The organism is Bradyrhizobium sp. STM 3561 (genome assembly GCF_045571455.1).
In the GTDB taxonomy this organism is placed as follows: domain Bacteria; phylum Pseudomonadota; class Alphaproteobacteria; order Rhizobiales; family Xanthobacteraceae; genus Bradyrhizobium; species Bradyrhizobium vignae.
Genome location: NZ_CP120695.1, coordinates 3,672,212 through 3,696,582 on the forward strand (window position 1 = coordinate 3,672,212; position 24,371 = coordinate 3,696,582).

At 63.9% G+C, this 24,371-nt stretch carries 25 protein-coding genes and 1 pseudogene; 12 read left to right on the forward strand and 14 right to left on the reverse strand.

Features of this window, described 5'->3' with window-relative positions:
- Window positions 1-146: 146 nt before the first annotated feature.
- The 4 genes from P6U28_RS17350 to P6U28_RS17365 all read left to right on the forward strand — a co-directional run bounded on the left by P6U28_RS17350 (window position 147) and on the right by P6U28_RS17365 (window position 4,661).
- On the forward strand, window positions 147-938 hold the full coding sequence (locus P6U28_RS17350) for a DNA-binding transcriptional regulator (RefSeq protein ID WP_122402770.1): 792 nt from the start codon (window positions 147-149) through the stop codon (window positions 936-938).
- Window positions 939-1,010: 72 nt separating this feature from the next.
- A complete protein-coding gene (locus P6U28_RS17355; RefSeq protein WP_122402769.1) occupies window positions 1,011-2,534 on the forward strand; it encodes a bifunctional 3-(3-hydroxy-phenyl)propionate/3-hydroxycinnamic acid hydroxylase in 1,524 nt (507 codons plus the stop codon).
- Window positions 2,535-2,555: 21 nt separating this feature from the next.
- Window positions 2,556-3,434: a fumarylacetoacetate hydrolase family protein gene (locus P6U28_RS17360; RefSeq protein WP_122402768.1), complete on the forward strand. Its 879-nt coding sequence runs from the start codon at window positions 2,556-2,558 to the stop codon at window positions 3,432-3,434.
- A gap of 15 nt (window positions 3,435-3,449) precedes the next feature.
- A complete protein-coding gene (locus tag P6U28_RS17365) occupies window positions 3,450-4,661 on the forward strand; it encodes an ABC transporter substrate-binding protein (protein ID WP_122402767.1) in 1,212 nt (403 codons plus the stop codon).
- A gap of 65 nt (window positions 4,662-4,726) precedes the next feature.
- Here the strand turns inward: P6U28_RS17365 and P6U28_RS17370 are convergent, their stop codons facing one another.
- Complete coding sequence (locus tag P6U28_RS17370) at window positions 4,727-5,569, reverse strand: hypothetical protein (protein ID WP_122402766.1); 843 nt, start codon at window positions 5,567-5,569, stop codon at window positions 4,727-4,729.
- A gap of 213 nt (window positions 5,570-5,782) precedes the next feature.
- Here P6U28_RS17370 and P6U28_RS17375 point away from each other — a divergent pair, with 213 nt between their 5' ends.
- Window positions 5,783-6,658, forward strand: a complete 876-nt coding sequence (locus tag P6U28_RS17375) for an IclR family transcriptional regulator (protein WP_122402765.1) — start codon at window positions 5,783-5,785, stop codon at window positions 6,656-6,658.
- A gap of 10 nt (window positions 6,659-6,668) precedes the next feature.
- Here P6U28_RS17375 and P6U28_RS17380 read toward each other — a convergent pair whose 3' ends face one another.
- From P6U28_RS17380 to P6U28_RS17390, 3 genes are all read right to left on the reverse strand, one after another.
- On the reverse strand, window positions 6,669-6,935 hold the full coding sequence (locus P6U28_RS17380) for a hypothetical protein (RefSeq protein WP_122406611.1): 267 nt from the start codon (window positions 6,933-6,935) through the stop codon (window positions 6,669-6,671).
- A gap of 716 nt (window positions 6,936-7,651) precedes the next feature.
- The gene (locus P6U28_RS17385) at window positions 7,652-8,143 is read right to left on the reverse strand and encodes an SRPBCC family protein (RefSeq protein ID WP_162500237.1); all 492 of its coding nucleotides are present in this window, start codon (window positions 8,141-8,143) and stop codon (window positions 7,652-7,654) included.
- 2 nt (window positions 8,144-8,145) lie between these two features.
- On the reverse strand, window positions 8,146-8,526 hold the full coding sequence (locus P6U28_RS17390) for a helix-turn-helix transcriptional regulator (RefSeq protein ID WP_122406609.1): 381 nt from the start codon (window positions 8,524-8,526) through the stop codon (window positions 8,146-8,148).
- A 283-nt stretch (window positions 8,527-8,809) separates the two neighbouring features.
- Here P6U28_RS17390 and P6U28_RS17395 point away from each other — a divergent pair, with 283 nt between their 5' ends.
- Window positions 8,810-9,871, forward strand: coding sequence for a serine hydrolase (locus P6U28_RS17395; protein WP_162500236.1), 1,062 nt, complete (start codon window positions 8,810-8,812; stop codon window positions 9,869-9,871).
- 64 nt (window positions 9,872-9,935) lie between these two features.
- Here P6U28_RS17395 and P6U28_RS17400 read toward each other — a convergent pair.
- Together P6U28_RS17400 and P6U28_RS17405 are read right to left on the reverse strand one after the other, a co-directional pair.
- A pseudogene (locus P6U28_RS17400) lies at window positions 9,936-10,284 on the reverse strand (outer membrane protein); the annotation flags it as partial.
- The gene (locus P6U28_RS17405) at window positions 10,281-10,985 is read right to left on the reverse strand and encodes an SDR family oxidoreductase (protein WP_122402763.1); all 705 of its coding nucleotides are present in this window, start codon (window positions 10,983-10,985) and stop codon (window positions 10,281-10,283) included. The pseudogene P6U28_RS17400 and the gene P6U28_RS17405, both read right to left, overlap by 4 nt.
- A 100-nt stretch (window positions 10,986-11,085) precedes the next feature.
- Between P6U28_RS17405 and P6U28_RS17410 the strand changes: the two genes are divergently transcribed.
- Window positions 11,086-11,928 (forward strand): GNAT family N-acetyltransferase, encoded by an 843-nt coding sequence (locus tag P6U28_RS17410; protein WP_122402762.1) that lies wholly within the window; start codon window positions 11,086-11,088, stop codon window positions 11,926-11,928.
- A gap of 119 nt (window positions 11,929-12,047) precedes the next feature.
- Here P6U28_RS17410 and P6U28_RS17415 read toward each other — a convergent pair whose 3' ends face one another.
- Entirely contained in the window at window positions 12,048-12,497 is a 450-nt protein-coding gene (locus P6U28_RS17415; protein WP_162500235.1) for a hypothetical protein, read from the reverse strand.
- A gap of 285 nt (window positions 12,498-12,782) precedes the next feature.
- Here P6U28_RS17415 and P6U28_RS17420 point away from each other — a divergent pair, with 285 nt between their 5' ends.
- Entirely contained in the window at window positions 12,783-13,061 is a 279-nt protein-coding gene (locus P6U28_RS17420) for a hypothetical protein (RefSeq protein ID WP_122402761.1), read from the forward strand.
- A 598-nt stretch (window positions 13,062-13,659) separates the two neighbouring features.
- On the opposite strand, the gene P6U28_RS17425 is transcribed toward P6U28_RS17420, so the two are convergent.
- Entirely contained in the window at window positions 13,660-14,658 is a 999-nt protein-coding gene (locus tag P6U28_RS17425) for an IS110 family transposase (RefSeq protein ID WP_122402735.1), read from the reverse strand.
- A gap of 527 nt (window positions 14,659-15,185) precedes the next feature.
- Here P6U28_RS17425 and P6U28_RS17430 point away from each other — a divergent pair.
- Together P6U28_RS17430 and P6U28_RS17435 are read left to right on the forward strand one after the other, a co-directional pair.
- Window positions 15,186-16,145, forward strand: coding sequence for an IS110 family transposase (locus P6U28_RS17430; protein WP_122406484.1), 960 nt, complete (start codon window positions 15,186-15,188; stop codon window positions 16,143-16,145).
- Between the two features lie 650 nt (window positions 16,146-16,795).
- Window positions 16,796-18,649 (forward strand): alkaline phosphatase family protein, encoded by a 1,854-nt coding sequence (locus P6U28_RS17435; RefSeq protein WP_407122809.1) that lies wholly within the window; start codon window positions 16,796-16,798, stop codon window positions 18,647-18,649.
- Window positions 18,650-18,705: 56 nt separating this feature from the next.
- Here the strand turns inward: P6U28_RS17435 and P6U28_RS17440 are convergent, their stop codons facing one another.
- Complete coding sequence (locus P6U28_RS17440; RefSeq protein WP_122402758.1) at window positions 18,706-19,278, reverse strand: hypothetical protein; 573 nt, start codon at window positions 19,276-19,278, stop codon at window positions 18,706-18,708.
- Window positions 19,279-19,671: 393 nt separating this feature from the next.
- On the opposite strand from P6U28_RS17440, the gene P6U28_RS17445 reads away from it, so the two are divergent.
- A complete protein-coding gene (locus tag P6U28_RS17445) occupies window positions 19,672-20,331 on the forward strand; it encodes a peroxiredoxin (protein ID WP_122402757.1) in 660 nt (219 codons plus the stop codon).
- Between the two features lie 352 nt (window positions 20,332-20,683).
- Here the strand turns inward: P6U28_RS17445 and P6U28_RS17450 are convergent, their stop codons facing one another.
- The 3 genes from P6U28_RS17450 to P6U28_RS17460 all read right to left on the reverse strand — a co-directional run bounded on the left by P6U28_RS17450 (window position 20,684) and on the right by P6U28_RS17460 (window position 22,938).
- Window positions 20,684-21,430 carry a hypothetical protein gene (locus tag P6U28_RS17450; protein ID WP_162500234.1) on the reverse strand — a complete coding sequence of 249 codons (747 nt, stop codon included), beginning with the start codon at window positions 21,428-21,430 and terminating at the stop codon, window positions 20,684-20,686.
- A 91-nt stretch (window positions 21,431-21,521) separates the two neighbouring features.
- A complete protein-coding gene (locus P6U28_RS17455) occupies window positions 21,522-22,394 on the reverse strand; it encodes a DMT family transporter (protein WP_407122810.1) in 873 nt (290 codons plus the stop codon).
- Window positions 22,395-22,491: 97 nt separating this feature from the next.
- The gene (locus tag P6U28_RS17460; protein ID WP_407122811.1) at window positions 22,492-22,938 is read right to left on the reverse strand and encodes a hypothetical protein; all 447 of its coding nucleotides are present in this window, start codon (window positions 22,936-22,938) and stop codon (window positions 22,492-22,494) included.
- Between the two features lie 305 nt (window positions 22,939-23,243).
- On the opposite strand from P6U28_RS17460, the gene P6U28_RS17465 reads away from it, so the two are divergent.
- Complete coding sequence (locus P6U28_RS17465; RefSeq protein WP_122402753.1) at window positions 23,244-23,507, forward strand: hypothetical protein; 264 nt, start codon at window positions 23,244-23,246, stop codon at window positions 23,505-23,507.
- A 29-nt stretch (window positions 23,508-23,536) separates the two neighbouring features.
- On the opposite strand, the gene P6U28_RS17470 is transcribed toward P6U28_RS17465, so the two are convergent.
- Window positions 23,537-23,998 (reverse strand): host attachment protein, encoded by a 462-nt coding sequence (locus P6U28_RS17470; RefSeq protein WP_122402752.1) that lies wholly within the window; start codon window positions 23,996-23,998, stop codon window positions 23,537-23,539.
- A gap of 40 nt (window positions 23,999-24,038) precedes the next feature.
- Window positions 24,039-24,257 carry a DUF3775 domain-containing protein gene (locus tag P6U28_RS17475; RefSeq protein ID WP_376707320.1) on the reverse strand — a complete coding sequence of 73 codons (219 nt, stop codon included), beginning with the start codon at window positions 24,255-24,257 and terminating at the stop codon, window positions 24,039-24,041.
- Window positions 24,258-24,371 lie beyond the last annotated feature (114 nt).

Genomic DNA, 24,371 nt, shown 5'->3' on the forward strand with positions numbered 1-24,371 from the left:
CGACGTTCTCCCAAGGGCATCGCACCCGCTGCACTGCGGCGAGCTTGATACCGGCCGCGCACGATCCTACGGTAACGTCCCCGCAATCGCTTCGCGCTCGAAGACGATAATCGCGCAGCCGTGCGCCACAAGGGAGGAAATACAAGGTGTCCAAGGTGCGGACGCGGAACGGCCAGCCGCGGCAATCCGAGGGCGTCCGCGCCTTCAAGCGCGGGCTCGACGTGCTGCACGAGGTCAACCGCTCCGGCGGCATCCGCGCCGGCGACGTTGCCCGCGCGCTCGACCTGCCCCGACCCACCGTCTACCGCCTGCTCGAAACCCTGGAGGAACTCGGGTATATCGCCCGCAGCGCCAGCGATGACCGATTTCGAGTCACCCGGCGCGCGCTGAGCCTCGGCGACGGCTATGATCCCGGAGTGGTGATCTGCCAGGCGGCGGCACCTTATCTCGCCGATCTTAGCAAGAAACTGGTCTGGCCGGTCGATCTCTCCACCTATGAGAACGCGGCGATGGTCGTGCAGGAGACCACGCATTCGCGCAGCCCGCTCTCGATCGATCGCGGCATGATCGGCAAGCGCCTGCCGATGCTGCGCACGTCTGCGGGCCGCGCCTATCTCGCCGCGTGCCCTGCGCGCGAACGCGATCTCATCATCAATCACCTCCGCCGCATCGATGAGGCCGACGACCGCCCCTTCCTCGACCAGGGCCGGCTCGACCGCATGATCGCCGAGACTGCCGCGCGAGGTTACGCAATCCGCAGCGAGGGCGAATACAATCCCAAGACGGCTTCGATTGCCGTTGCCATCGTGCGGGACGGCAGCGTATTCGGCTGCATCTCAATCATCTGGATCCGCTCGGCGCTGGGGATCGAGGAAGCGGTCGCGCAGTTCGCGAGCCAGCTGCTGGAAACGGCGTCCGCCATCCCTGTCGCGGGATAGAGGCCGTCCGCTGGGCGGACAGTTGGCGCGCCGGCGTTGAAGGTCCGGCCCTGCTTGGGGAAGAGATACCCCATGCAAGATAAATCCGCCCCTGAAGAGTTTGACGTCGTCATCGTCGGCCGCGGCCCGGTGGGCGCCACGCTCGCCAACCTGCTCGGCCTGTGCGGCGTGCGGACGCTGGTGCTGGAGCGCGAGGCGCGCACCTATCATTTGCCGCGCGCGGTGCATTTCGATGATGAATGCATGCGCGTGTTCCAGACCATCGGGCTTGCCGATGCGATCCTGCCGCATGTCATTCTCAGTCCCGGCATGCTCTTTCTCGATGCAGCCGGCCGCATGCTGCTGGATTGGTCCCGTCCGCAGACGCTGACGCCGATGGGCTGGCATCTCAGCTACCGCTTCCACCAGCCCGATCTGGAGGACGTGCTGATCGCCGGCCTCGCCCGCTGGCCGCACGTCACCTTGCGCAGCCGCTGCGACGTGTTCGCGCTGGACCAGGACGCGGCCGGCGTGCGCGTTCGCTACGAGGACCTCTCCAACGGGAGGCTCAGCGATATCCGCGCCGGTTACGTGATCGGCTGCGACGGCGCCCGTTCTCTCGTTCGCCGCTTCATCGGCTCGGGGATGGACGATCTCGGCTTCCACGAGCGCTGGCTCGTGATCGACGTCCTGCTCAAGCGGACGCGCGATGACCTCGGCGACTACAGCCTCCAGCATTGCGATCCCCGGCGGCCGGCAACCTACGTGCGCGGCACCGGCACGCGACGGCGCTGGGAGATCACCGTGCTCCCGCATGAGGATTCCCAGGAGGTGGCGCAGCCGGCAAAGGTCTGGGAGCTGCTGTCGCGCTGGGTCACCCCCGACGATGCCGAACTCGAGCGCGCCGCGGTCTACACGTTTCATTCCGTCATCGCTCAGCAATGGCGCAACGACCGGCTGCTGCTTGCCGGCGATTCCGCGCACCAGACCCCGCCCTTCCTCGGCCAGGGCATGTGCGCCGGCATCCGCGATGCCGCCAACCTCGCCTGGAAGCTCGCCGGCGTCATCCGCGGCGAAGCGAGCTCCGATCTCCTCGACACCTATCAGAGCGAACGGCTGCCGCACGTGCGCGAGTTCATCGAGCTCGCCATTCGCCTCGGCGGTGTCATCAACACCAAGGCGATCGAGGCCGGCCTTGCAGCCGGACAAGCGCGCGAGAACGCGCCGGTCAGGCTGGAAGTGAAGAAGCCGCTGCTCGGCCCCGGACTCGCTTTCGGCGACCTGCCGCTCGCCGGACATCTCGCACCGCAATTCATGCTCGGCGACGAGCGCCGCAGCGACGACCGGACCGGCTACCATCATGTGTTGCTTGTCGAGACCGCGGCCGCACTGCCGTCGCACCTGGCGCTGTCGCAGGCCGGGATCGAGATCCTCACCAGTGACGATGCCGAAGGCATCGGACCCTGGCTGCGCGAACGCGGCATCATCGCCGCACTGGTTCGTCCCGACCGCTACATCCGCGGCACCGCCCGCAACGAGACCGAGCTCGAGCGGCTCGCCGCCGCGGTCATTCCTGAAACCCAAATTCCTTCAGCCCAGACGCCGTCCGCGGCCTGATCGAACCCACAAGGACATCTCATGAAGCTGCTCTCATTCATCGCCGACGGACGCGCCTCCTTCGGAGCCCTCAAGGACAATGGCGTCGTCGATCTCGGCGCCCGCATGCCGGCCTGCAGCACGCTGCGGCAGCTGCTCGAAGCCGGACGCCTCGCCGAGGCGGCAAGGCTGGCCGTCTCCGTGGCGCCCGATCATTCGCTCGACAAGATCAGCTTCGCGCCGGTGATCCCCGATCCCGGCAAGATCATCTGCGTTGGCCTCAACTATCGCGATCACGTGGCCGAGACCGGCCGTACCATCACCGAAAAGCCGGCCCTGTTTGCCCGCTTCGCCTGTAGCCAGGTCGGCCATTTCCAGCCCATTGTGAAGCCGAAAGTGAGCGACGACTTCGACTATGAAGGCGAACTCGCGCTCGTGATCGGCAAGGCGGGCCGTCACATTCCGGCCGACCGCGCGTTCGACTACGTCGCCGGCTATTCCTGCTACAACGAAGGCAGCATCCGCGACTGGCAGCGCCACACCAGTCAATTCCTCGCCGGCAAGACCTTTGCCGACAGCGGCAGTTTCGGTCCGTGGCTGGTGACGACGGACGAGATTCCCGATCCTTCAAAGCTCACCCTGCAGACCCGGCTGAACGGCAACGTCGTGCAGGACACCACGACGGATCTCCTGATCACCGCCATCCCCGAGCTGATCGCCTACATCTCCACCATCTGCCCACTCTTGCCCGGCGACGTCATTGTTACGGGCACGCCGGGCGGTGTCGGCGCCAAGCGCACACCGCCGCTGTGGATGCGCCCCGGCGACACGGTCGAAGTCGAGATTTCCGGCATCGGCACCTTGCGCAACACGGTGATCGCCGAACCAGCTCGACCGTCAACACCGATCAATCAACGATAGACTTAAGGAAACGCCATGGGCACGACCCGCACCACCTCCCCCGCAATCCTGCTGATTACACTCGCTCTCGCGGGCTCCGCTGCGCGGGCCGAGATCAAGGGCGACGCCATCCGCATCGGCGTCCTCACCGACATGAACGGCGTGTTCGCGACCGCCATGGGCCCGGGCTCGGTCGAAGCGGCGCGGATGGCCGCGGAGGAGTTCGGCGGCAAGATCAAGGGCAAGCCAATCGAGATTTTGCAGGCCGATCACCAGAACAAGCCGGATCTCGCCGCATCCCTCGCGCGCAAGTGGTTCAGCGACGGGGTTCAGGCAATCGCCGATGGCGGCAGCTCCGGCGCGGCACTTGCGGTGCAAGAGCTGGTGCGCGGCAACGGCAAGATATTCCTCGTCTCCGGCGCCGGCGCGAACCAGCTGACTGACGAAGCGTGCGCCCCAACCAGCGTGCAATGGACCCAGGACGCCTATTCCACGGCGACCGCCGTGGTCTCCGGCATCATGCAGACCAGCAAGGAGCCCTGGTTCTTCATCACCGGCGACTACGCCTTCGGCCATTCGATCGAGGCGACCGCGCGCGACCGCATCGCCGCGCTCGGCGGCAAGGTCGCCGGCAGCGTCAAAGCGCAGCTCGGCACGCCCGATTACAGCTCATTCCTGCTCCAGGCACAGTCGTCGGGCGCCAAGATCCTGGCCATCAACGTTGCCGGCGATAACGCAACCGCGATCAAGCAGGCCGAGGAGTTCGGGCTCGCCGATCAAGGCATGAAGATTGTGCCGATGTCGTTCCAGAACGTTGACATCGAGGCCGTGGGCCTGAAGGCCACGCGCGGTGATCTCATCGTCACCTCGTTCTTCGAGGATGTCTCGCCGGCAGCCCGGAAATTCTCCGATGCGTTCTATGCTCGCCGCAAGGCGATGCCGTCGCAGATCCAGGCCGGCGTCTATTCCGCCGTGCGCCACTATCTGCAAGCCGTGAAGGACATCGATTCCGACGAGGGCCCTGTCGTGATGGCCAAAATGAGGGCGATGCCGGTATCTGACGCCTACACCACTAACGGCCGCATTCGCGAGGACCAACGCATGGTGCACGATCTCTATCTGGTGCAGGTCAAGACTCCGGAGGAATCCAGGGGCCCGTGGGACTTCGTCAAGCTGGTCGCGACGATCCCGCCGGACCAAGCCTTTCGTCCGCTCGATCGTAGCAAATGCAGCCTGGTCGGCAAGTAAAGCGTTTTCAAGCGCAGTGGATGCCGGTTCGCGTCAAGAAAACGCGTCAAACACGAATCTGACCGTCAGGCGAGATAACGCGCCAGATAGCCTTCCATGGCATAGAGTGCGCAGAGCGCGAGGCTCGACCAGACGGCGGCGCTGAAATAGAGGAACATCCAGGTCAGCTCGCCCTTCCAATGCGCGATGTCGTGGGTCACCACCCAACGTGTCGCGACGTCGTGCAGGCCTTCGACGAGCCCGAGGAATTTGTTGCCCTCTTGATGCCCTGCCCGCCAGCGGCTGAGATACATCGGCACGTCGACGGTGACGAGGAAGGCGAGAAAGCAGGCAATCCCGACGATGCCAGCGATCAGCGCCCAGCGCACCACGCCCTGGAATTCCGGCATCAGGCGGCACAGAGCGATGCCGGCGAGGAAGAAGGTCACCGCCCACAGCGAATTCTCGATCGCGTTGTAGAGATAATTGGTGGTGACCACAGCGTACCAGGAGAAGCACTCGGCGATGATGATGATGGGCACGATCACGAGCGCGATGTTCACCGCCGTCTCCGCGCCGGTCATGGTGCCGAGCTGATGCAGGATGATCGCCCATTGCGCGGCGAAGCACACCTCGGCCACGGTCGCAACCGAGCGTCCGACGAAGACGCTGGAGAGCCAGGTGTCGAACAGGCAGATGCGCTGCACGTCGGCGCGCGGCAGCACCGAACGGAAGGCGCAGCCGAACACATAGCCGGCGCACAGCAGGAACATCAGCCCGATATCCGAGCCGCCACTGAGGCTGGCCGAAGGTGTCGGGTAGAACTCGCGATAGAGCATGAACCAGACGAGAATATTGGCGCTGCTCACAAGCGTGAGGGATCCCCACCACCACGCGAGGGGATTTGACCGCGCCTGCCACTGCAACATGAACCGCTCCGCAAAATCATCGACCTGACATGCCGTCGTAATAATCCTGTCACAAGACGACATGCAATCACGACAACAATTTGTGTGGTCGGTCGGTCAAGCGCGTCCTCCAGCGGAATGGTGAAATGCAAGCCTCTGTCCACTTTTCGGACAATCTATGCGTCTTCTGCGAATTTATTGGACAAGAATGACCTGCCAGTCCGATAATTAGGAATGGTCCCGACTGACTCATCCAAGCCGCGACGTCCGCTCTCCTCCGCCGCCGCAGTGCTGGCGGAGAGCACCGATGACGCCGCTTTCGCCACCACGCTGGCAAAAGGGCTCGTCGTGCTCGAGGCCTTCGAGGCGGGGAGCACGCTGCTCGGCAACATGGAGCTCTCGACGCTGACGGGCATCCCGCGGCCGACGGTGGCGCGGCTGACCCACACGCTGGCCGAGCTTGGCTACCTCCGCTACGACGCCGAGCGGGCGAAGTACCGCGTCGGTGCGCGGGCGCTGCGGATGGCGTACCCTCTGCTTGCCGGAATGCAATTCCGCCAAGTGGCGCGGCCCATGATGCAGGAGCTGGCGCACAGCGTTCGCGGCACGGTCTCGATCGGCCTGCTCGACGCCACCTCGATGATCTATGTCGAGACCGCGCGCTCCGGCGATGTCGGCCCGCACGTGCCCGACATCGGCATGCCCATTCCGATCGTGATGACCGCCATGGGTCGCGCAGCGGCGGCGACCTTGCCGCCGGCCGATGCAGACCGGCTGGAACGGAACATCGCCGCCGAAGACGCCGGGCTATGGTCGGCCTTTCGCGACAAATACCGCGCCGGGATTGCACAATGCAAAAGCCGCGGCTTCTGCTCCTGCTTGGGCGAGTACATGGCTTCGATCCATGCGGTCGCTGCGCCGCTGTTTCATGTGCGCGAATCGAAGCAGTCGTTCTCGATCAATTGCGGCATCCCCGCGTTCCGGCTGCAGCCAGGACAACTCGAGGGCGAGATCGGTCCGCGCATCGCGGCGCTCGCTGACGGTATCCGCACCATCGTCGGGCAGGAGGGACCGGCGGTTGAGACACGCAAGCAAAGCAAGAGGACATGAACCTTGGGGTTCATTGTCTTCCGGCACGGCGGCCGCCGCTGCGGATGAAGTCGTCGCGTTCGCCGACATGGCGCTGATATTCGGAGATCGCGCGGTTGGCCATGCGGATCCGGTTCGTCTGCCCCTCCTCGACCATCCTCGTGATACGCTGCGCCAGGAACACGCAGGCCTCGAATTCGTCGCAGATGGCGCCCGTACGCACGAGAAAGTCCCAGGCGATCTCGTAAGCCTGCTCCGCGGCGGGATTGCGGTAGTCGCTGAACATGATGTGCGTCATCATCGGCAAAGCCGGAGGGCCACGATCGTTCCTACCGGCGGCGCGGGACGGACTCCGGCGCCAGTGTTCCGATTTTCGGACCGGGCGATCTGACGACATTGCCGCGCCTTCACATCGGCAAGCGCAGGAACGGTTGGCGACGCGCGTGATTGGTCCGTCTTGAACCTCACGGAGAAACGACATGCGCAAGACGATTCTGACAATCATCACAGCTGCGATACTAGCCGCGGCTTCGGGCGGAGCATTCGCGCAAGGTGCGGGCGGCGCCGGCGGCGGAGCCGGTGGCGGCGCCGGTGCGGGCGCAGGTGCGGCTGGAGGCGCAGGTGCAGGTGCAGGTAGCGCCGGCGCCGCAGGAGCCGGAACCGGCGCATCCTCGGGTGATGGTGGCGCCGGAACTTCAGGAACTGGCGGCGGTGGCGACATCAGCCATGTTGAGCGCGGCGGACAAGGCGCTTCCAGCCCTAGGGGCATGCGCAACGAGATGACTCCGCCGTCTAGCGGCAACGTCCCTCGGCGCTAGCCGCACCATCGACAGGCTGCATCGAACGTCGATCACGACCGAAGGCCGCGCGCGAATGCGGCCCCGGCGAATCCTCTCCGCCGGAGCCGCATCCATTTTTCGAGCTGCTGAAGGATGAATCTTGAGCGCGTTCAGGGTGGTCATCCGTCGTTCGGGGATGATGCGAAGCGGCGATCCCCCGAACGATCAGCTCGTCTCATCCCTTCATCCCCGCCACATACGCCGCCAGCTTATCCAGCGTCTGGTAGCCGTATTCGACGGCACCGAAGCCGATCATGCCGTCGCGCTGCTCGTTGCTCGAGGCCAGCTGGCGCATCATCAGCACGGTCTTGCCGTTGCTCTGCTCGGCAAAGGTGACGGTGAAGCGGAACATGCCGGGATCGTCATCCTGGTCGAGGCCATGATCCATCTCCATCAGCGACGGCCGCTCGATGCGGCGGAAGCGCATGCGGTTCGGATAGACCGTGCCATCGGGACCGATCATGTTGAAGCGCCAGACGCCGCCGACGCGCACGTCGATCTCGAAGGTCTCGACCTTGAATCCCTTCGGACCGAACCATTGCGGCAGATGCTTCGGGTCGGACCACGCCTCGAACACCAGATCGCGCGGCGCGTCGATCACGCGCGACATCACGATCTCGCGGTCGAGCGACCATTGCGACAGAGCGGGATTGGCAGAACTCGTCATTATCAGGAACCTTTCCGTTTGGTTGTTCGGGACGGCCGCTTGGCGCCCGCCCTCTCCTTCTTGAGCTTCATCACGTAGTCCTCGAACCGGTCGAGCCGCGCCTCCCAGACCGCGCGCTGCTGCTGGAACCAATCCTCCGCGCCGACAAGCGCATCCGGGCTGAGGCGACAGGTGCGCACGCGGCCGGATTTCTCCGACAAAACGAGCCCGCTCGTCTCCAGCGCGTGGATGTGCTTCATGAAGCTCGGCAGCGCCATGTCGAAGGGATCAGCGAGTTCGCCGACCGACGCCTCGCCCGCACACAGCCGCATCACGATCGCCCGCCGCGTGGGGTCGGCGAGCGCTGCGAAAATCCGGTCGAGGCGGGAGGATTGGTTAGCCATGGAGCTAACTATAGAGCGGGTTCGCGCCGTGTCAAACAATTGTTAGCTCGTGAGCTAAGTAATTTCAGCCCACGCTGCGGAACCCACAACGCGCAATCGTGAATTGGGACGCGGGGCATTTCCCGTTAAAGACAGGCTCGGGGCGTATGATCGTTCGTCGAGACACGTGCCGCCTATTGTCACTCAACCGTATCATCTCACTCGCCGGGCTCTCGCCCGGGCTGCGCTCGTTCCATTGGCGATCGCGTTGGGCGGGTCGCACCGCGCCTTCGCGGATTCCGACATGATCGCGCAGATGCGCGACATCGTCGCGAACGAGTTGGCGCCGACCGCAACGCCGGACCATGCAGGCGGGCTCGCCGCCGCTCTTTATGCCGGCCGCCATTTCGAGTTCTTCACCTATGGCTTTGCCGATGATGCCGCCAAACGACCGGTGACGCCGGATACGCTGTTCAATCTCGCCTCATTGCGAAAGCCGTTCGAGGCGACACTCGTGGCGCTCGGCACGCTGCGCGGCGAACTGCGCCTTGACGATCGCCTGCCGAAATACCTTCCCGAGCTGACCGGCGAGTACATCCGCCGCGTCACTGTCGGCGAGCTCGTCGCACACACCTCGGGGCTGCTGCTGCCGACCGACCATCCGCCATGGCCGAACGAGCAGTACGATCGCGCGCAGTTCATCGGGATGCTGAACGCGTTCGCACCGGCCCCCGGCGTCGCCCCCGGCCGACAGCGCGTCTACACCCATGCCGGCTACGTTCTGCTTCAACTCGTGCTCGAGCGCCGCTATGGCATGCCGATCGCGCCCCTGTTCCAACAGCGTATCCTCGGACCGCTCGGCATGACCGCAACCTGCGTCCCCGAACGCGGCGAGGACAATCGCGCCATCATGGACGCGGACTGGATGCAGCGTGCGGTCCAGGGCTATTCGGATCAAGGCATGGCGATCGGTCCGATCGGCGACCAGCAGAGCTATTTCGACTTCCCCGGCACCGGCCAGATGTTCTCCTCGGCGCGCGACCTCGCGACATTCGTAGCGGCCTGCGTCGATGGCCGAGCGATCGATCCGCATCTGCGCGAAGCACTGCGGCTGGCGCAGCGTGAGGCTTTTCGCGTCGACGACAGGTTCGGGCAAGCGATGGCCTGGGAGACGGTGCGCCTGCCCGGTGTCACCGTCGTCGACAAGCCTGGCGGCCTCAACAATGCCTCCGGCTATATCGGTCTCGTGCCGGCGCGGCGGATCGGCATCGTCCTGCTCGCCAATCGCGGCGAGTACCCGCACGAGATCGCGCGCTACAAGATCCTGCCCGCGCTGGCGCAGCTGATCGCGCCGCACGGCGGCTGAGCGTCAAAACGGAAAGCCCGGCCGAGCCGGGGCTTGCCACGCCAGGTCCGGAACGGGATGAAGCTCAGTACCTGGCGACGACGGGTCCACCGAACTTGTGATTCACGCCGACGCGCACGATGTTCGACTTGATGTCGACCGAGTGGGTGTAGACGTTCCCGGGGTATGATGTCACACCCGCGACCAGATTGGTGCTGTTCAGGGTACTGCGGCCGAGATCGACATAGAGATATTCGGCCTTGAGCGACCAGCCGCCGCCGAAGGCATATTCGGTGCCGACGCCCGCGGTCCAGCCGACGCGTGTATCGCGGATCGCCCTAGATTCCGTCGCTGGCCGCGAAGGTGTCGGTGAGGTTGAAATTGCCCTTCACCTCGGCGGCCGCGCCAATGCGATTCGAAGTTGCGTATGTCAGACCGAGCGTGTCAGTCCGCCGTCAACGCGGATGTTCTGGCCAGTGATGTAGGCTGCGCCGTCGGACGCCAGGAACGAGATCGTCGCCGCGATCTCCTCGACCTTGCCGTAGCGCTTCATCGGCACGCTGTCGCGCCGCGCGTCCTGCTGCGGCAGGCTGTCGATCCAGCCCGGCAGGACATTGTTCATGCGAATATTGTCCGCGGCGTAGGTGTCGGTGAATATCTTGGTGAAAGCGGCAAGACCGGCGCGGAACACCGCTGAGGTCGGGAACATCGCGCTCGGCTCGAACGCCCAGGCCGTCGAGATGTTGATGATGGCGCCGCCCTTCTGCGCCTGCATCAGTGGCGTCACCAGCCGGGTCGGACGGATCACGTTCAGCAGATACGTGTCGAGTCCGGTGTGCCACTGCTCGTCGGTGATCTCGGTGATGGGCGCACGCGGCCCGTGCCCGGCGCTGTTGACGAGCACGTCGATCCGTCCCCACTTCGCCATCGCAGCGTCGACGAGGCGCTTCAGATCGTCGTTCGACTGGTTCGAGCCGGTGACGCCGATGCCGCCGAGCTCGGCAGCCAATGCCTCGCCCTTGCCCGAGGACGACAGAATCGCGACGCGAAACCCGTCCGCTGCCAGCCGTCGCGCAGCCCCCGCCCCCATGCCGCTGCCGCCGGCGGTAACGAGCGCAACCTTCTCTGCTGCCATGATCAATCATCCCCGTGTTGAGGCGAGCCGCAGGCCCCGCCTATCATGAGGCCTTCTACCGCCGGACTTGCCGTCAGGTCCATCGCCGAGAGCGTTCGTCATGAGCGATTTGCAGATCCGCAATTTGCGCCCCGAGAAGATCACAATCGCCATCGACTGGGCCGCGGCAGAGGGCTGGAATCCAGGCCTTGCCGACGCCGCCTGCTTCGCGATACCCGATGCGCAAGGCTTCTTCGTCGGCGAGATCGACGGCGAGCCGGTCGCGACCGTCTCCTGTGTCAATTACGGCGACCGCTTCGCCTTCCTCGGCTTCTACATCGTGCGCGAGCCCTTTCGCGGTGCGGGCCATGGCCTGCGCATCTGGAACGCGGCGATCGCGCATGCGGGCACGCGCGTCATCGGGCTCGATGGTGTCGTCGCGCAGCAGGAGAATTACAGAAAGTCCGGCTTCCAGCTGGCTTACGCCAATATCCGCTATGGCGGCGTCGTGACCGCGCCACCGAGATCGTCTGCCGAGGTCGTCGGCCTCGACGAGATCCCGTTTGCCATTGTTGAAGCCGATGACGCCACCGTCTTCCCGGCCAGGCGCAGCGCCTTCCTGCGCGCCTGGATCAACACACCCGGTCACGTCGGCCGCGCGTTGCTGCGCGATGGCAGGCTCGCCGCGTGGGGCCTCATTCGTCCGTGCCGGACGGGCTGCAAGATCGGCCCGCTCGTCGCCGACGATCGCGCGGCCGCGGAGGCGGTCGTGCAGGCTCTGCTGGGAAGCGCAGGCGGCGGCGAGGTCTTCCTCGATGTCCCCGCCGTCAATCCTGGCGCCGTCGCGCTCGCCGAGCAGCTCGGCCTCAAGCCGGTATTCGAGACGGCACGGATGTACACGGGGCCGATCCCGCCGCTGCGCATCGACCGCATCTTCGGCGTGACCAGCTTCGAGCTGGGCTAAGGCATGATCCGGAAAAGTGCGAAGCGGTTTTCCGGAAAGATCATGCGTAAACAACAAGCTAAAGCGCGATGACGATTCATCCAAATCTCATCGCGCTTTAGCTGAGCGGAACCCGCCGCTCAGTAGCAGCGCATGATGTTGACGGTGTGCTCGCTGCCGCCGCGGCCGGGCACCGTCACCTGCTCCGTCGGGCAGCTCGGTACATAGGGCCGGTCGGACGGCACGACGTTCGGCGGATAGCGGTGCGTCCAGTCCCAGGGAACATCGTAGGTGTAGGTGTAACGCACGTCGGTGGAGAGCGGCTGGCCGGCATCGACGAAGGGCTGGCTGTAAGAAGCAGCGCCGTCGTAGAAGAATCCGCCGCCGCCCGGCCAATAGACCCAGGGCGCGCTGCGGCGGTGGAACCGGGCGCCCGACCCGATCGGCGGACGTGTTGCAGCCGGCGGCGCGGCGGTCACGACGCCGGGCGCCGCGGCGCCAGCCGGTCTGGCAAAACTGTCGCTGGAGCTAAGGAGCAGCGCGGCTGCGCTGAGCGAGGCGAACAACGCCCCATGTGATCTGACAATCATGATACGCACCACACTCGTTCGGCTTTGCGATAGCGGCTCCCCGCGAGAGGCTAGGCCGGGCTGTCGCCCACCCGCAAACGTATAATTAATTATTGGTTAAGGCACGCGGTTAACTGGAAGCAACGTGCAGCAGAATGCCCGGAATTCGCGTCTCATTTCAGCCACTTCGTTCCGCGGCAGGCGCTTCATATCCAGTTGATCGGAGTTGATCGCTCACCGGCCCATACTGCCGGAACGCTCCCGCAGTGCAACCGTTGGCCTCAACACAAGCAAGGAGCATCTCCAATGCAGAACAAGTCAAAACTCCTCTGCCTGATCGCGGCATCGCTCATCGCGGGCACCGCGGCCGCCTCGGCGCAGGGCTACGACTGGTATGGACCGCGCGCGGGCTGGGACCGCACGGCCCCTTACGAACCGGTTCAACCGCGCGCGTACTATCCTGACGTCGCGAGGCCCTACGGTGCGTTCAATGGCACCAACCATTCAACCCCGAGCTCGACGCAGGGCGATGTCGGCCCTGACGGCAACAACAACGGCACGCTGACCGGCAGCTATCGCTGGTAAGATCGTCTGCCTCGAAGGCCCACCGCCCGCAATGGATGGTGGGCTTTCGTGCGTCAGCGGTCCTGCTGCTTGCGCAGCCGGCCGCACCTTATCGAACAGCCCGGCCACAATCCCTTGCGTTGACCGTCGGGCAAAACACGCGAGCCATGGGTCAACGCACCCGGCCAAAAATATTCCGCTTTACCGAAATTCGGAAACGACGTATGTCTCGCCGCAATCCGGCCCAAGGAAGAGGGGCGTATCGCGATCGTCACGAACGCGGGCCGGACGGCGGTGGACGTGGGTTGCACCGGCGCGAAGGGTTTTGCAGGGCGGGCAACCGTGAGCGAAGACCTCGCGCCAACGACGGGTGCGGTTCGCGTACGGCAAAATCGTGTGGTCCTGGCGCCCGGGGTCTGTGCGCCAAGTGTTGCGGTGATGTGGCGGCCCGACCGGGCACGTGCATCAGCCATCCGCAAGGCGACGGGGGCAATAGTGCATCGCTCCCCGAGGAGCAACTGTGTTGAAGTAGCCCGGCGATCGGCCGGCCTCAAGGCTGGCGCTGGCGCGCCACCGCCTCCGGCGGCTTCCGGCCTTGACCCCGTCCGCTCGCCGGTCTTCAGGGCGTGCAAGCGCTCGGCGGAAGCCGAGCGGAGTTGCTCACTTCGTACCGGCCGGCGTCCCATTTCTCGCCGCGTGCGATCATGACGTTCAGGATCACGATCAGCTTGCGCATGCAGGCGGTGAGCGCAACCTTCGGCTCCTTGCCTTTGGCGATCAGGCGATCGTAAAAGGCCTTGAGCACGGGGTTATGCCGGGTCGCGGCTCCCATGGACGCCATGTAGAAGACGTTGCGGACCTTGCGGCGTCCGCCCTGGATATGACGGACGCCCCGACGTTTGCCGCTGTCGTCGTCATAAGGCGCAGCACCCAGCAGGGCCGCGGCCACTTTGTTGCCTATCTGGCCGAGTTCCGGCATCGCCCCGATCAGTCCGGCGGATGTGCCCCCGGCAAGACCTGGTACGCTCTCGATGATCTCGGCGAGTTCGGCAAAACGCGGTGTGGTCTTGATCAGGGCTGCGATCGCTGCTTCCAGCTTGGCAATTTCGGCGGCGAGCCGCTTCAGCAGGCGATTTTGCATCTTCTGCACGACGTCAGGAGTGGAATGCTCCGTCCTGTTTCGCAAGCTCGTCTGCACGTCAATCAGAGCCTGGCGCGCACTCACGATCTGCGCCAGCTTCTCGCGTGCCGCATCGTAGGCTTGCCCCCTTGCCTCAATGAAGGTCTCGGCGAACCAGGCAATCATCTCCGCATCGATCGGATCGTTCTTGGCGAGCTGTCCAGCCGATTTGGCGAAGTTGCGCACCCGCTTTGGATCCACCACCAAGCCTTCGATACCATCCTGGCGTAGCACCTTGGCCCACTCCCGCTCATAACCACCGGAAGCCTCCATGGCGGCTTTGCCGACCTTGTGCTTGCGAAGCCAGCGGATCAGCGCTCGCCGACCTTCTGGGCTGCTCGCGAACGTCTGCCGTTGTGACAATGAGCGAATGCACACATCCACCTTGTCCTTGGCCACGTCGATGCCAGCGACAAGGACGTCGTTTTGTGCCATCATCTACTCTCTTCCTTGCTCGGTTCGGGCTCGAAGCCCATGCAACTGTTCGGGTTGAGGAAGACCACCGGATCTGTCCCTCGCTCCCCGACAGGCTCAAGGCCTTTGAGCACGAACGGGCTCAGATCCAGCGACGGGCGGTTTTGCGAGAACCGCCCGTTCGCACATTCTGGCAGATTTTCTGGACACAAGAGCACGACATAAGCCGTCAAACCACTGCGCAGGGAAGGCCGGGATGTCTCCGGTTGCCCTGTTTCTCCGCCGTGCATGAAGCATACGCAATCTGCTCTTGGCATGGCGGTCGATGGGAGCCAACCGGCTCCCGGTCTTCCCTGCGCCCTTGTGTCCCCGAAATCTGCCAGAATGTGGCAACGGGCGGTTGGATCAGAACCGCCCGTTGCCGGAACTGAGCCCGTTGCGCCCAAAGGCGACAGAGCCTGCTAAAGAGCAAGGGACAGCTCCGGTGTCTTCCTGAACCCGAACAGTTGCAAGGGCTGCGAGCCCGTACCAGGCAAGGAAGGGAGTGGATGATGACACAAGACGATCTGGTTGTCGTCGGCATCGATGTCGCTAAAGACAAGATTGATGCGTGCATTCGGACCGTAACGGAACGGAAGACTTGCCCAACAACCGCGGCGGGGCGACGGAGCTTGATTGCATGGCTTCGCAAGCATCAGGTCGGCAAGGCAGTGATGGAGGCAAGCGGCGGCTACGAGCGGGTATGGGCCAAGGCGTTGCGCCAAGCAGGGCTGGAAGTACGGATCGTCGATCCCAAACGGGTTCGCCACTTTGCGGAATCGGCGGGACGCCTTGCGAAAAATGACAAGATCGACGCGGAGATGATCTCCTGGTTCGCCGAGACATTCGGCGAGGCTCCCAGCCAAGTCGACAATCCCGCTCACGAGGAGATGAAGGCACTGGTGAAGGGACGCCAAGGCCTGCTTGACGTCAGGGCTCGCCTGGAAATGCAGAAGGAGCATGAGGCGCCGGCCCTTGTTCAGAAGGCTCGCGCGCGTCTTCTTAAGAAGCTGGCTGACGAAATCGCCGCGCTCGAGACCGCGATCGCGGCGACGATCAAGACAACGCCGGACTTTGCCAAACGCGCCGAGATCATCCAGAGCGTACCAGGCTTTGCTGAGGGGACCGCAATGGCGCTGCTTGGAGGACTACCGGAGCTGGGGCAGGTGAGCGACGAAGTTGCCGCCGCGTTGATGGGCGTTGCTCCTTATGACGATGATAGCGGCAAACGTCGAGGTGAACGCTGCATCAAGGGTGGCCGCCGCTGGGTGCGAAATGCCCTCTACATGCCCTGTGTCGGTGCCGCAACGCTGAACAATCCGGTGTTCAAGGCCTTCTACGAACGGCTGATTGCCAAGGGCAAGCCGCCAAAGGTCGCGATCGTCGCCTGCATGCGCAAGCTGATCATCATCCTCAACACCATGATCGCGCGCGGCGAGACGTGGGATCCGAAGAAATACAGGGTGGCCTGACGAGCGCGCCTATCTCGCGCTCGGACCTCGGCCGAGCGCATGCAAAGCCAACAGACCGGTGAGCGGACGGGGTCAAGGCCGTCAGCCGCCGCAGGCGGGGGCGCGCCAGCGCCAGCCTTGAGGCCGGCCGATCGCCGGGCTACTTCGCCACAGTTGCTCTTTCAATTGAGGGTGAGGCGACGAAGCAAAGCTCGGGCGAGATGAGCCGCGAGGATGCGAAGGCGTGTCTACAATTCAGATGCCGGCCGCAGAGCGACGCCGGCGCCACTTGCTCCGTCATTGCGCGGAGCGAAGCAATGCAGAGTCTTTTCGCGGATGCATTTCTGGATTGCTCCGCTCGCAATGACGATGTTGAGGCAGCCGTTCGCGAAGATTCAGGCCTCGTGCCCCGGACGCAGCGCAGCGCCCCTCTAGCGCTGCACTGCAGAGCCGGAGCCCATGCTGCAGCAAATGCCGCGGCCTGCTGGGTCCCGGCTCTGCGCCGCGACGCTTGCGCGCTGCAGCGCGTCTGGGACACCAGATCAACGTCATCCCCTCCCAGCCCTATTGCATCCCCAACAGGGCTTGTAACAAAACCGTCATGCAGCGAAACTAAACGAAGCTGGGAGCCGCGATCGCGGCCGAGCCGCCTCATCGCAGGGAGAGATTTGATGCGCCGTTCACTGGTGTTGCTGTCCGCCGGGCTGACGGTCCTGTCCACCGGACTTGCCTCGGCCCAGAACAACACGCCCCGCAATTTGATCCTGTTCATTCCGGACGGCCTGCGCGCGCTGAAGGTGACGCCGGAGACGGCCCCTGCAATGGCCGAGGTCCGCGACAAGGGCGTCAACTTCAAGAACCCGCACTCCCTCTTCCCGACCTTCACCATGGCCAACGGCTCGGCAATGTCGACCGGCCACTATCTCGGCGACACCGGCGTGTTCTCCAACACGATCTGGACCGGCTACACCTCGGCGCCGGCCGGCGACACCGTGGTCCCGTTCATCGAGAACGATGCCGTGCTCGGTGACATCGACGAGCATTTTAGGGGCGACTACCTCAACGAAGAGACCATCCTGAAGATGGCCCGCGACAAGGGCTTCAGCACCGCCGCGATCGGCAAGGTCGGCCCGACCTACCAGTTCGACCACACCGACAAGCCCGAGAAGGCGGGCCTGCATTCGGTCGTGTTCGACGATTCCACCGGCGGCAAGAATGGTGTGGCGCTGTCGGATGAGGTGAAGGACGCGCTGACCAAGGCCGGCCTGCCGCTCGCCACGCCGCCGCGCGGCGACAATTCCAAGGCGGGAGATGCCAAGACGCCGGGCACCACGGTCGCCAACGTCGCGCAGCAGGCTTATTTCGCCGACGTCGCCACCAAGGTGGTGCTGCCGATGTTCAAGGCGCGCAACAAGCCGTTCGTGCTGGTGTTCTGGTCGCGCGACCCGGACGGCACCCAGCACAACCAGGGCGACAGCCTCAACCAGATCATGCCCGGCATCAACGGCCCGAGCTCGATGGCGAGTATCAAGAACGCCGACAACAACCTCGCCACGATCCGCAAGGCGCTGGACGAGCTCGGGCTCGCCGCCAGCACCAACATCATGATCCAGGCCGACCACGGCTTCTCGACCATATCCAAGGAAAGCAAGACCAGCCCCTCGGCCAAGATCAGCTATGACGACACGCCGAAGGACTTTCTGCCGATGGGCTTTTTGGCGCTCGACCTCGCCAAGGCGCTCGACCTGCCCCTGTTCGATCCCAACGACAAGAACGCGAAGATCGAGGGCAACAAGCATCCCAAGGCCGGCAACGGCGTGCTCGGCAAGGATCCGGAGAAGCCCGATCTCGTCGTCGCCACCAATGGCGGCTCCGACCTGATCTACCTCCCCAACATGGACAAGAAGCTCGCCGCGAAGACCATCAAGGCGCTGCTCGAGCAGGACTACGTCTCCGGCCTGTTCGTCGAGGACTCGCTCGGCCGCTTCCCCGGGACGCTGCCGCTGTCGAGCATCAATCTGCGTGGCAAGGCGGCGACGCCGACGCCGTCGATCGTCGTCAACTTCCGCTCCTATGCCAGCGATTGCGGCGAGGCGCCGACCAACTGCTCGGTCCAGGTGGCCGACACCGTGCTGCGCCAGGGCCAGGGCATGCATGGCAGCTTCAGCCGGGGCGACACCATGAACTTCATGGCCGCGATCGGGCCGGACTTCAAAGCTGGCTATGTCGACGAGATTCCGGTCAGCAATGCCGACGTCGGCATGACGGCCGCCCAGCTCATGGGCCTGCGCGGCTCGCATAATGGTGGCCTGATCGGCCGCGTGATGTCGGAGGCCATGCCCAACGGCATCGTACCGAAGGCCTATGTTGGCACGCTGAAGTCCAAGCCCGCCGAGGGCGGCCTGATGACCGTGCTGAACTTCCAGCGCGTCGGCAGCCAGCGCTATTTCGATGCCGCCGGTTTTCCCGGGCGCACGCTGGGACTCGAGCCTGCCGCCGTCAAACAAAAAACGGCGGGGAAATGACCCCGCCGTTCCCGCGCGTCATCGAGTGACGCACAAGATCTTACATGCCCAGTCTCTTACATCCCGATGTCGAACACGTTCGGCAATTGGCCCGCCAGAGGCAGCGCGGTGGCGCCCAGGAAGGTCGCCACCATCGCCATGAGGCGCCGGTTGCTCTGGCGCTTGCCGCGCATCTGGCGGGCAATCCACTCCAGCATCTCGCTGTTGACCTTGGAGGCATAGGACGGCGCCCAGCTCTCGATCTCGGTGTCGGCGGACAGCGCAACGCTGCGCGGCGGCACCTTCAGGCCCGAGGCGCTGGCGGCATAATGGGCAACAGCCTTGGCGAGCAGGTCGTCGAACCGGCCACCGTCAGTCCGTTCGGTCGCGGCCTCGTTGATCTCGAACAGAACTTCGGCCTCGGCGCGGCTGACGGGCTGGTCGTTGACGGCGGTCGCGGTCAGGATACGCATGCACCAGGCGGCGTCGTCGGCATCGAGCGAACGGGAGAAATGTACCCTTCCCTTGGTCGTTGGGCCTTCGCCCGTGATCACGCCGTCGCGCACAATGCTCAGCGCATGGGCCGCGGTGTCGCGGCAGGACGGTTCGAGAGACGACGACTCGGTAGGCTTAGGCGCAGCGGCAGACATAGTGCACTTCCAGACTTCTTCTGATCGGCCAGCATTTTCATACCGGCGTAAAGGGGTGGTTAACGATTCGATATGGGGATCGCGACTTCTCTAGATGGTTGCCAATTGGTCGCGGTCAGGACCAATTTGGTTCTAGGACGCGCCGGGCGGGCGTGATGGAAGTGATAAAAGGCATTATCGGGGCAATCGAGTCCCGTGCGGCTCCCGTGGAGATGTTTCGTCGCAGGCGCCGCTGTAACAGAAAGGTGCTAGGAAATCGGCCGTTCAAAGATGGAGTTCACATTTTACTTGAGCCGGTTCACTTGGCGTTCACTTGGCCTCGCCAAGCCATTATACTGGGTACGACGGCCAGACATTAATTCACAAGCAAATTCAATATGATGAGGTAGAACCATGACACTTCCGATCGGCGCCACCGCCCCCGACTTCGAAGCCGAGACTACCGAAGGGAAGATCAAGTTCCATGACTGGATCGGCAACAGCTGGGCACTCTTGTTCTCGCACCCGAAGGACTTCACGCCGGTTTGTACGACTGAGCTTGGCGCTCTCGCCAAATTGAAGCCGGAGTTCGACAAGCGCGGCGTCAAGCTGATGGGCCTCTCGGTCGATCCGGTCGACCGTCATTCCAAATGGTCGGAGGACATCAAGGAGACCCAAGGCGCAGCGCCGAACTATCCGATGATCGGCGACACCGATTTCAACGTCTCCAAGCTCTACGGCATGCTGCCCGCCTCGACCTCGGGCGATCCCCTCACCCGCACGCCGGCCGACAACCAGACCGTCCGCAACGTCTTCGTCATCGGGCCGGACAAGAAGATCAAGCTGGTGCTGGTCTACCCGATGACCACCGGGCGGAACTTCCAGGAGATCCTGCGCGCCATCGACTCGCTGCAGCTCACCGCCAAGCATCGCGTCGCGACGCCGGCCGACTGGACCCAGGGCGAAGACGTCATCATTGCGGGCTCGGTCTCCAATGACGAGGCCAAGACGATCTACCCGCAGGGCTGGAAGGAGCCGAAGCCCTACATTCGCATCGTGCCGCAGCCGAAGTGACTTTTGGCGGTCGCGTATAACGGCCGCCAAAGTCATCCCGGGATGGTCCGAAGGACCAGACCTCAGGTGCGCAATCGCGCACCGGGGGATCTCGAGATTCCGGGTTCGGTCCTACGGACCGCCCCGGAATGACCGGGCTGAATTGCGCCGCGTACAAGCGGTCGAGGAAGCTCTCCACCAAGGCCTTCAAATGCAGGCTCTCGGCCGGCCCCCCGTAATTCCTGGCAATCGGCTTACGGCCGCATAAACGGCCGTTCGCATTGCCGCAATACTTTCCCAAACGTAAACGAGGACCCCCCTGAAGGCTTACCTGCGAAGCCGGCGGGCGCGCCCGGAGACGGCTCCGGAGACCCTACCCTCGTCGCTTCGCTGCGCGCCGGCCCGGATGGTGCTTGCCCTTGGGATCGCGGAATTCACTGCGATGGCCGCGCCGGTCCTCGGCGTTGAAGCGCTTCCGCTTTTCCGGTGAGCCGAACTGCTTGATCACCCGTTTGCCGTTGACCTTCTTGATCACGTAGCCGCCCTCGGTCATCGTGAAAGGCGCCTTGAGCGACCCCATATGATCGAACTTGGTGCCGCGGGGATGTTCGAAGGGCTCGAACCAGGACGGATAGACGAAGTTCGACATCGGAAAGCCGCTGACGATGAACGACTCCTCCTCCACGGCGTCGCAAACCTCGTAGGCATATTGGGTGTGCCGGGTCTTGTCGGCCCACAGATTGGCCATGGGGTCGAGCACCATCTCGAACAGCTCGTGCGATGCGGCGAGGCTGACCGGCTCGTCCTCGCCGAGCGTCTTCAGGAATATCTTCGATATCGGCTGTCCCTGATGCGTCAGCTCGTGCCGGCCGAGGAAGTTCTCGTGGGTGGCGTCGTCGAAATAGACCAGCTGCCAGTCCGTCGGCTTCGGCTTGCGGGTGACGTCGAGATCGACGGGATAGCCCCACACGGGGAGGAAATGCTCGTCGTAGCATTTCTGGAGCGCCGCCGTGAGCCTTCCCATCATTCGGTCGCTCATCATCTCCTCTGCGTAGTTGATACAGGCAATCCGGACCGGCTTCATAGACCTGCCGAGCAGTGCACGCCGTGCTTTCGTCATGGACATCACCGTGCTGAAAAGAAATGGGTTGAATGCTCCACTCTAGCACGCAATGGTCAACACACGTCAGGGGTGTGAGTGCTGGAAACTGCTATGAGCGTCGATTGACCACAAAGACCGCTGCGGCACAGAGCGCCATTCCGGCAATGGCAATCGCGTCGAGCTTTTCGCCGAACAGCAGATAGGCCATCAGCGCCGTCACGGGCGGCACCAGGTAGAACAGGCTCGCGACCGAGGTTGCGGCGGCATGGCGGATCAGCCAGTACAATAGCCCGATAGAGCCAATCGAGAGCGCCACGGCGAGCCAGGCGAGCGCCAGCACGAATTCCCGCGTCCAGTGCACCACGCGATCTTCGAACAGGAAGGCGCCGATTGCGAAGAAGATGGTGACGGATAGGTATTGCACGAGATTGCCAGCGCGCCAGTCGATGTGATTGCAGTAACGGCGCTGGTAGAGCGTGCCGAGCGTGATGCTGATCAGGGAGACCACCGAGGCGAGCCAACCGAGCCCGGCCTCGCCGGTCATCGGACGGTTGTGCAGGATCAGCACGACGCCGCCGAGTCCGAGCACGAGGCCAGCCCATTGCACCGGCGTCACCTTCTCGCCAAGCCACCGATTGGCGATGGTCGAAGTCAGGATCGGCTGCAGGCCCGGAATCAGGGCCGAAAGGCCGGCTGGAATCGAATGCGCGATCGCAATCGCGGTGCCGCCGAGATAGAAGCCGTGGACCAGGATGCCGGCGACCGCGCTGTGTGCAATGCCGGCGCGATCAGGCCATTTCGGCCGCGCGATGGCTGCGATGATCGCCATCAAGCCGACCACGATCGCCATGCGGATGGCGAGATAGGTCAACGGATCGGCGTTGTTGACGACGTATTTGGTGCCGATGAAGCCGGTACTCCAGAGCAGCACGAACAGGATCGGCGCGGCGCGGGCGGTCAGGGCTTCTTGATTATGATTCATTGCCGCCCTCATTGCCTCACCGGCGGCTATGCGGCAATGCGAATTTCGTCCTGATGATGCTGCGCTGCGACGGACGACAGCGGCCTAGCTCAGCCGTTCACCACTCTTCCGGACAGGGATTGACGATCCTCCAGAGTTCGACGCCGTTCTTGATCTTCTTCATGTCGGTGGTGAGCCCGCCATTGCGACGAATCCAGTCCTTCACCGTGTCGGGGTAGTAGGACATGAGATCGGAGGTGCCCTCGGCGCTGGTGACCTTGATGCCGAAGGTGAAGGCCTTGTCGTAATAGGCCTGATGGAAGCCGAGGCTGGCGCGCGGCGTCACGCAGATCTTGTTCATCGGCACGATGCCGAGCACGAGCGTGCAGGCCGAATTGCAGATGCCGTCGATGATGACGCGCTCGCCCTTCTCGCGCACGCGCTTGTACTTGGCCTTGTACTCCTCGACGTAGCCGCCATGGTCGCGGGTAATGTGCAGCTCGGCGCGTGCTGGCGCGGCAGCGGCGAGGCAGAGCAACAGCAGGCTCAGAAGCGTGATGTGCATGGCGAGGTGACGGCGATGGCCTTCAGGAATGGATCGGCTCGAAGGACCCCTCAATATGATCCCTGGCGCCGACGACAGGATTCTCAACCGAATAGTCTTTGGTCATACTTGTGTGGGGAATTCGTTAAGCATCCCGAAAAGGCCAAAAATGGGCAGCTTTCGACCGCATGTCCGGCAACTCTGTCACACCTGTCCGGAAATCTGCGGGACTGGTCATGATTTCGGGCCTTCGGAGCGGTGCCTGACTGCCCGAAATTGCTATATATAAATGACTGACTTATTCGAGCGGGTTCCGGAGAATCGAGATGAGCAAGTTGACGCTTGTAGCCGCGGTTGCGGCCCTGACGGCTGCAGTCCTGGCCCCTGGCCTCGCGGAGGCACGCGGACATCACCGGTACCACCGCTCCTACGCCAACCCGCTGCCCTACCCGATCAGCTATCTGCACAATTACGGACCCGGCATCACCCCCGGCACCTTCGCCTATTACGACGGTCCGTCGACCAACCACTGCTACCGCGGCGCGGCCGCCTATATCGGCCAGGACGGCCGGCGGCACCCCTGCTACTGAGGCGCCGCGCGTCCCTTCCGCGGGCGTCCCTATTTCGCGGCGCCAGACCGCAGCAATTGCTTCTCGATCTCGTAGACCGGCAGCTTGACGAGGTCCTTGCTGATCTCGCCCTGAAGCGCTTTGCGCACCAGATCCGAATAGTCGGCGCGGATCATGCCGAGCGCGCGCGGTGAGGCGACCAAGGTCAGGGCCTTGGTCTCGCCGGAGCTGACCGCAGTATCGAGCCGGCCGGCCAATCCCCGCAAGAAGGCGCGCTCGGCCTCGTCGTGCCAATCGGTCTGCTCGACCGAGCTGCGCGACCCGCCGGCCGCCGGGTGCACCCGGCCTGGCGCATCGCTGCCTTGCGCGGCGGTCGAGGGGTTGGACTGCTCGTGCACTTCTCTGGTGTGGAGGTTCGGAAACATCTCGTCGCCGAGGTTTTCCAGAATGAGCGCCTTGCGCCCGTCGCACACGACCAGCCAGTCACCCTTTTCCATTCTCATCTTGTCCATCACAACTTCTCCTTGACGCTTGCAGACGCCGCATCCGGCCTCAGAGCTGTTCTCCGAATTCCTCGAAGGACTTGCCGAACTGCGTCATCGCCTCTTCCAAATAGTCGGCGGGCATTGGCGTGCCGATCGGGTAGGAGGCAGTGCGCTGGTTGTGCGCCTGCGCGGCCTGAGCGCGCAGTTCGCGCCAATCGGAGAGATCGCCGTCGCCGCGGCCGAGCCATGTCAGCGCATCCAGCTCACCTTGCTCGGCAGCAGGCACTACGCCGCCGCCAGGTCGGCAACACTTAGAGCCAAGGCAAACTTGCGAATTGCGCAAGATCAAGGTCTAAGAGACCGCCTGGCCCTGCAGCCTACGCCAGCTGGCGGGCTGGGA

What these genes read in the sequence shown, in the direction of transcription:
- P6U28_RS17355 (WP_122402769.1), top strand. Translation starts at nt 1,011, where the DNA reads ATGCAAGATAAATCCGCCCCTGAAGAGTTTGACGTCGTCATCGTCGGC.
- P6U28_RS17360 (WP_122402768.1), top strand. Translation starts at nt 2,556, where the DNA reads ATGAAGCTGCTCTCATTCATCGCCGACGGACGCGCCTCCTTCGGAGCC.
- P6U28_RS17365 (WP_122402767.1), top strand. Translation starts at nt 3,450, where the DNA reads ATGGGCACGACCCGCACCACCTCCCCCGCAATCCTGCTGATTACACTC.
- P6U28_RS17370 (WP_122402766.1), bottom strand. Translation starts at nt 5,569, where the DNA reads ATGTTGCAGTGGCAGGCGCGGTCAAATCCCCTCGCGTGGTGGTGGGGA.
- P6U28_RS17375 (WP_122402765.1), top strand. Translation starts at nt 5,783, where the DNA reads ATGGTCCCGACTGACTCATCCAAGCCGCGACGTCCGCTCTCCTCCGCC.
- P6U28_RS17380 (WP_122406611.1), bottom strand. Translation starts at nt 6,935, where the DNA reads ATGACGCACATCATGTTCAGCGACTACCGCAATCCCGCCGCGGAGCAG.
- P6U28_RS17385 (WP_162500237.1), bottom strand. Translation starts at nt 8,143, where the DNA reads ATGACGAGTTCTGCCAATCCCGCTCTGTCGCAATGGTCGCTCGACCGC.
- P6U28_RS17390 (WP_122406609.1), bottom strand. Translation starts at nt 8,526, where the DNA reads ATGGCTAACCAATCCTCCCGCCTCGACCGGATTTTCGCAGCGCTCGCC.
- P6U28_RS17395 (WP_162500236.1), top strand. Translation starts at nt 8,810, where the DNA reads ATGATCGCGCAGATGCGCGACATCGTCGCGAACGAGTTGGCGCCGACC.
- P6U28_RS17405 (WP_122402763.1), bottom strand. Translation starts at nt 10,985, where the DNA reads ATGGCAGCAGAGAAGGTTGCGCTCGTTACCGCCGGCGGCAGCGGCATG.
- P6U28_RS17410 (WP_122402762.1), top strand. Translation starts at nt 11,086, where the DNA reads ATGAGCGATTTGCAGATCCGCAATTTGCGCCCCGAGAAGATCACAATC.
- P6U28_RS17415 (WP_162500235.1), bottom strand. Translation starts at nt 12,497, where the DNA reads ATGATTGTCAGATCACATGGGGCGTTGTTCGCCTCGCTCAGCGCAGCC.
- P6U28_RS17420 (WP_122402761.1), top strand. Translation starts at nt 12,783, where the DNA reads ATGCAGAACAAGTCAAAACTCCTCTGCCTGATCGCGGCATCGCTCATC.
- P6U28_RS17425 (WP_122402735.1), bottom strand. Translation starts at nt 14,658, where the DNA reads ATGATGGCACAAAACGACGTCCTTGTCGCTGGCATCGACGTGGCCAAG.
- P6U28_RS17430 (WP_122406484.1), top strand. Translation starts at nt 15,186, where the DNA reads ATGACACAAGACGATCTGGTTGTCGTCGGCATCGATGTCGCTAAAGAC.
- P6U28_RS17435 (WP_407122809.1), top strand. Translation starts at nt 16,796, where the DNA reads ATGCGCCGTTCACTGGTGTTGCTGTCCGCCGGGCTGACGGTCCTGTCC.
- P6U28_RS17440 (WP_122402758.1), bottom strand. Translation starts at nt 19,278, where the DNA reads ATGTCTGCCGCTGCGCCTAAGCCTACCGAGTCGTCGTCTCTCGAACCG.
- P6U28_RS17445 (WP_122402757.1), top strand. Translation starts at nt 19,672, where the DNA reads ATGACACTTCCGATCGGCGCCACCGCCCCCGACTTCGAAGCCGAGACT.
- P6U28_RS17450 (WP_162500234.1), bottom strand. Translation starts at nt 21,430, where the DNA reads ATGACGAAAGCACGGCGTGCACTGCTCGGCAGGTCTATGAAGCCGGTC.
- P6U28_RS17455 (WP_407122810.1), bottom strand. Translation starts at nt 22,394, where the DNA reads ATGAATCATAATCAAGAAGCCCTGACCGCCCGCGCCGCGCCGATCCTG.
- P6U28_RS17460 (WP_407122811.1), bottom strand. Translation starts at nt 22,938, where the DNA reads ATGCACATCACGCTTCTGAGCCTGCTGTTGCTCTGCCTCGCCGCTGCC.
- P6U28_RS17465 (WP_122402753.1), top strand. Translation starts at nt 23,244, where the DNA reads ATGAGCAAGTTGACGCTTGTAGCCGCGGTTGCGGCCCTGACGGCTGCA.
- P6U28_RS17470 (WP_122402752.1), bottom strand. Translation starts at nt 23,998, where the DNA reads ATGGACAAGATGAGAATGGAAAAGGGTGACTGGCTGGTCGTGTGCGAC.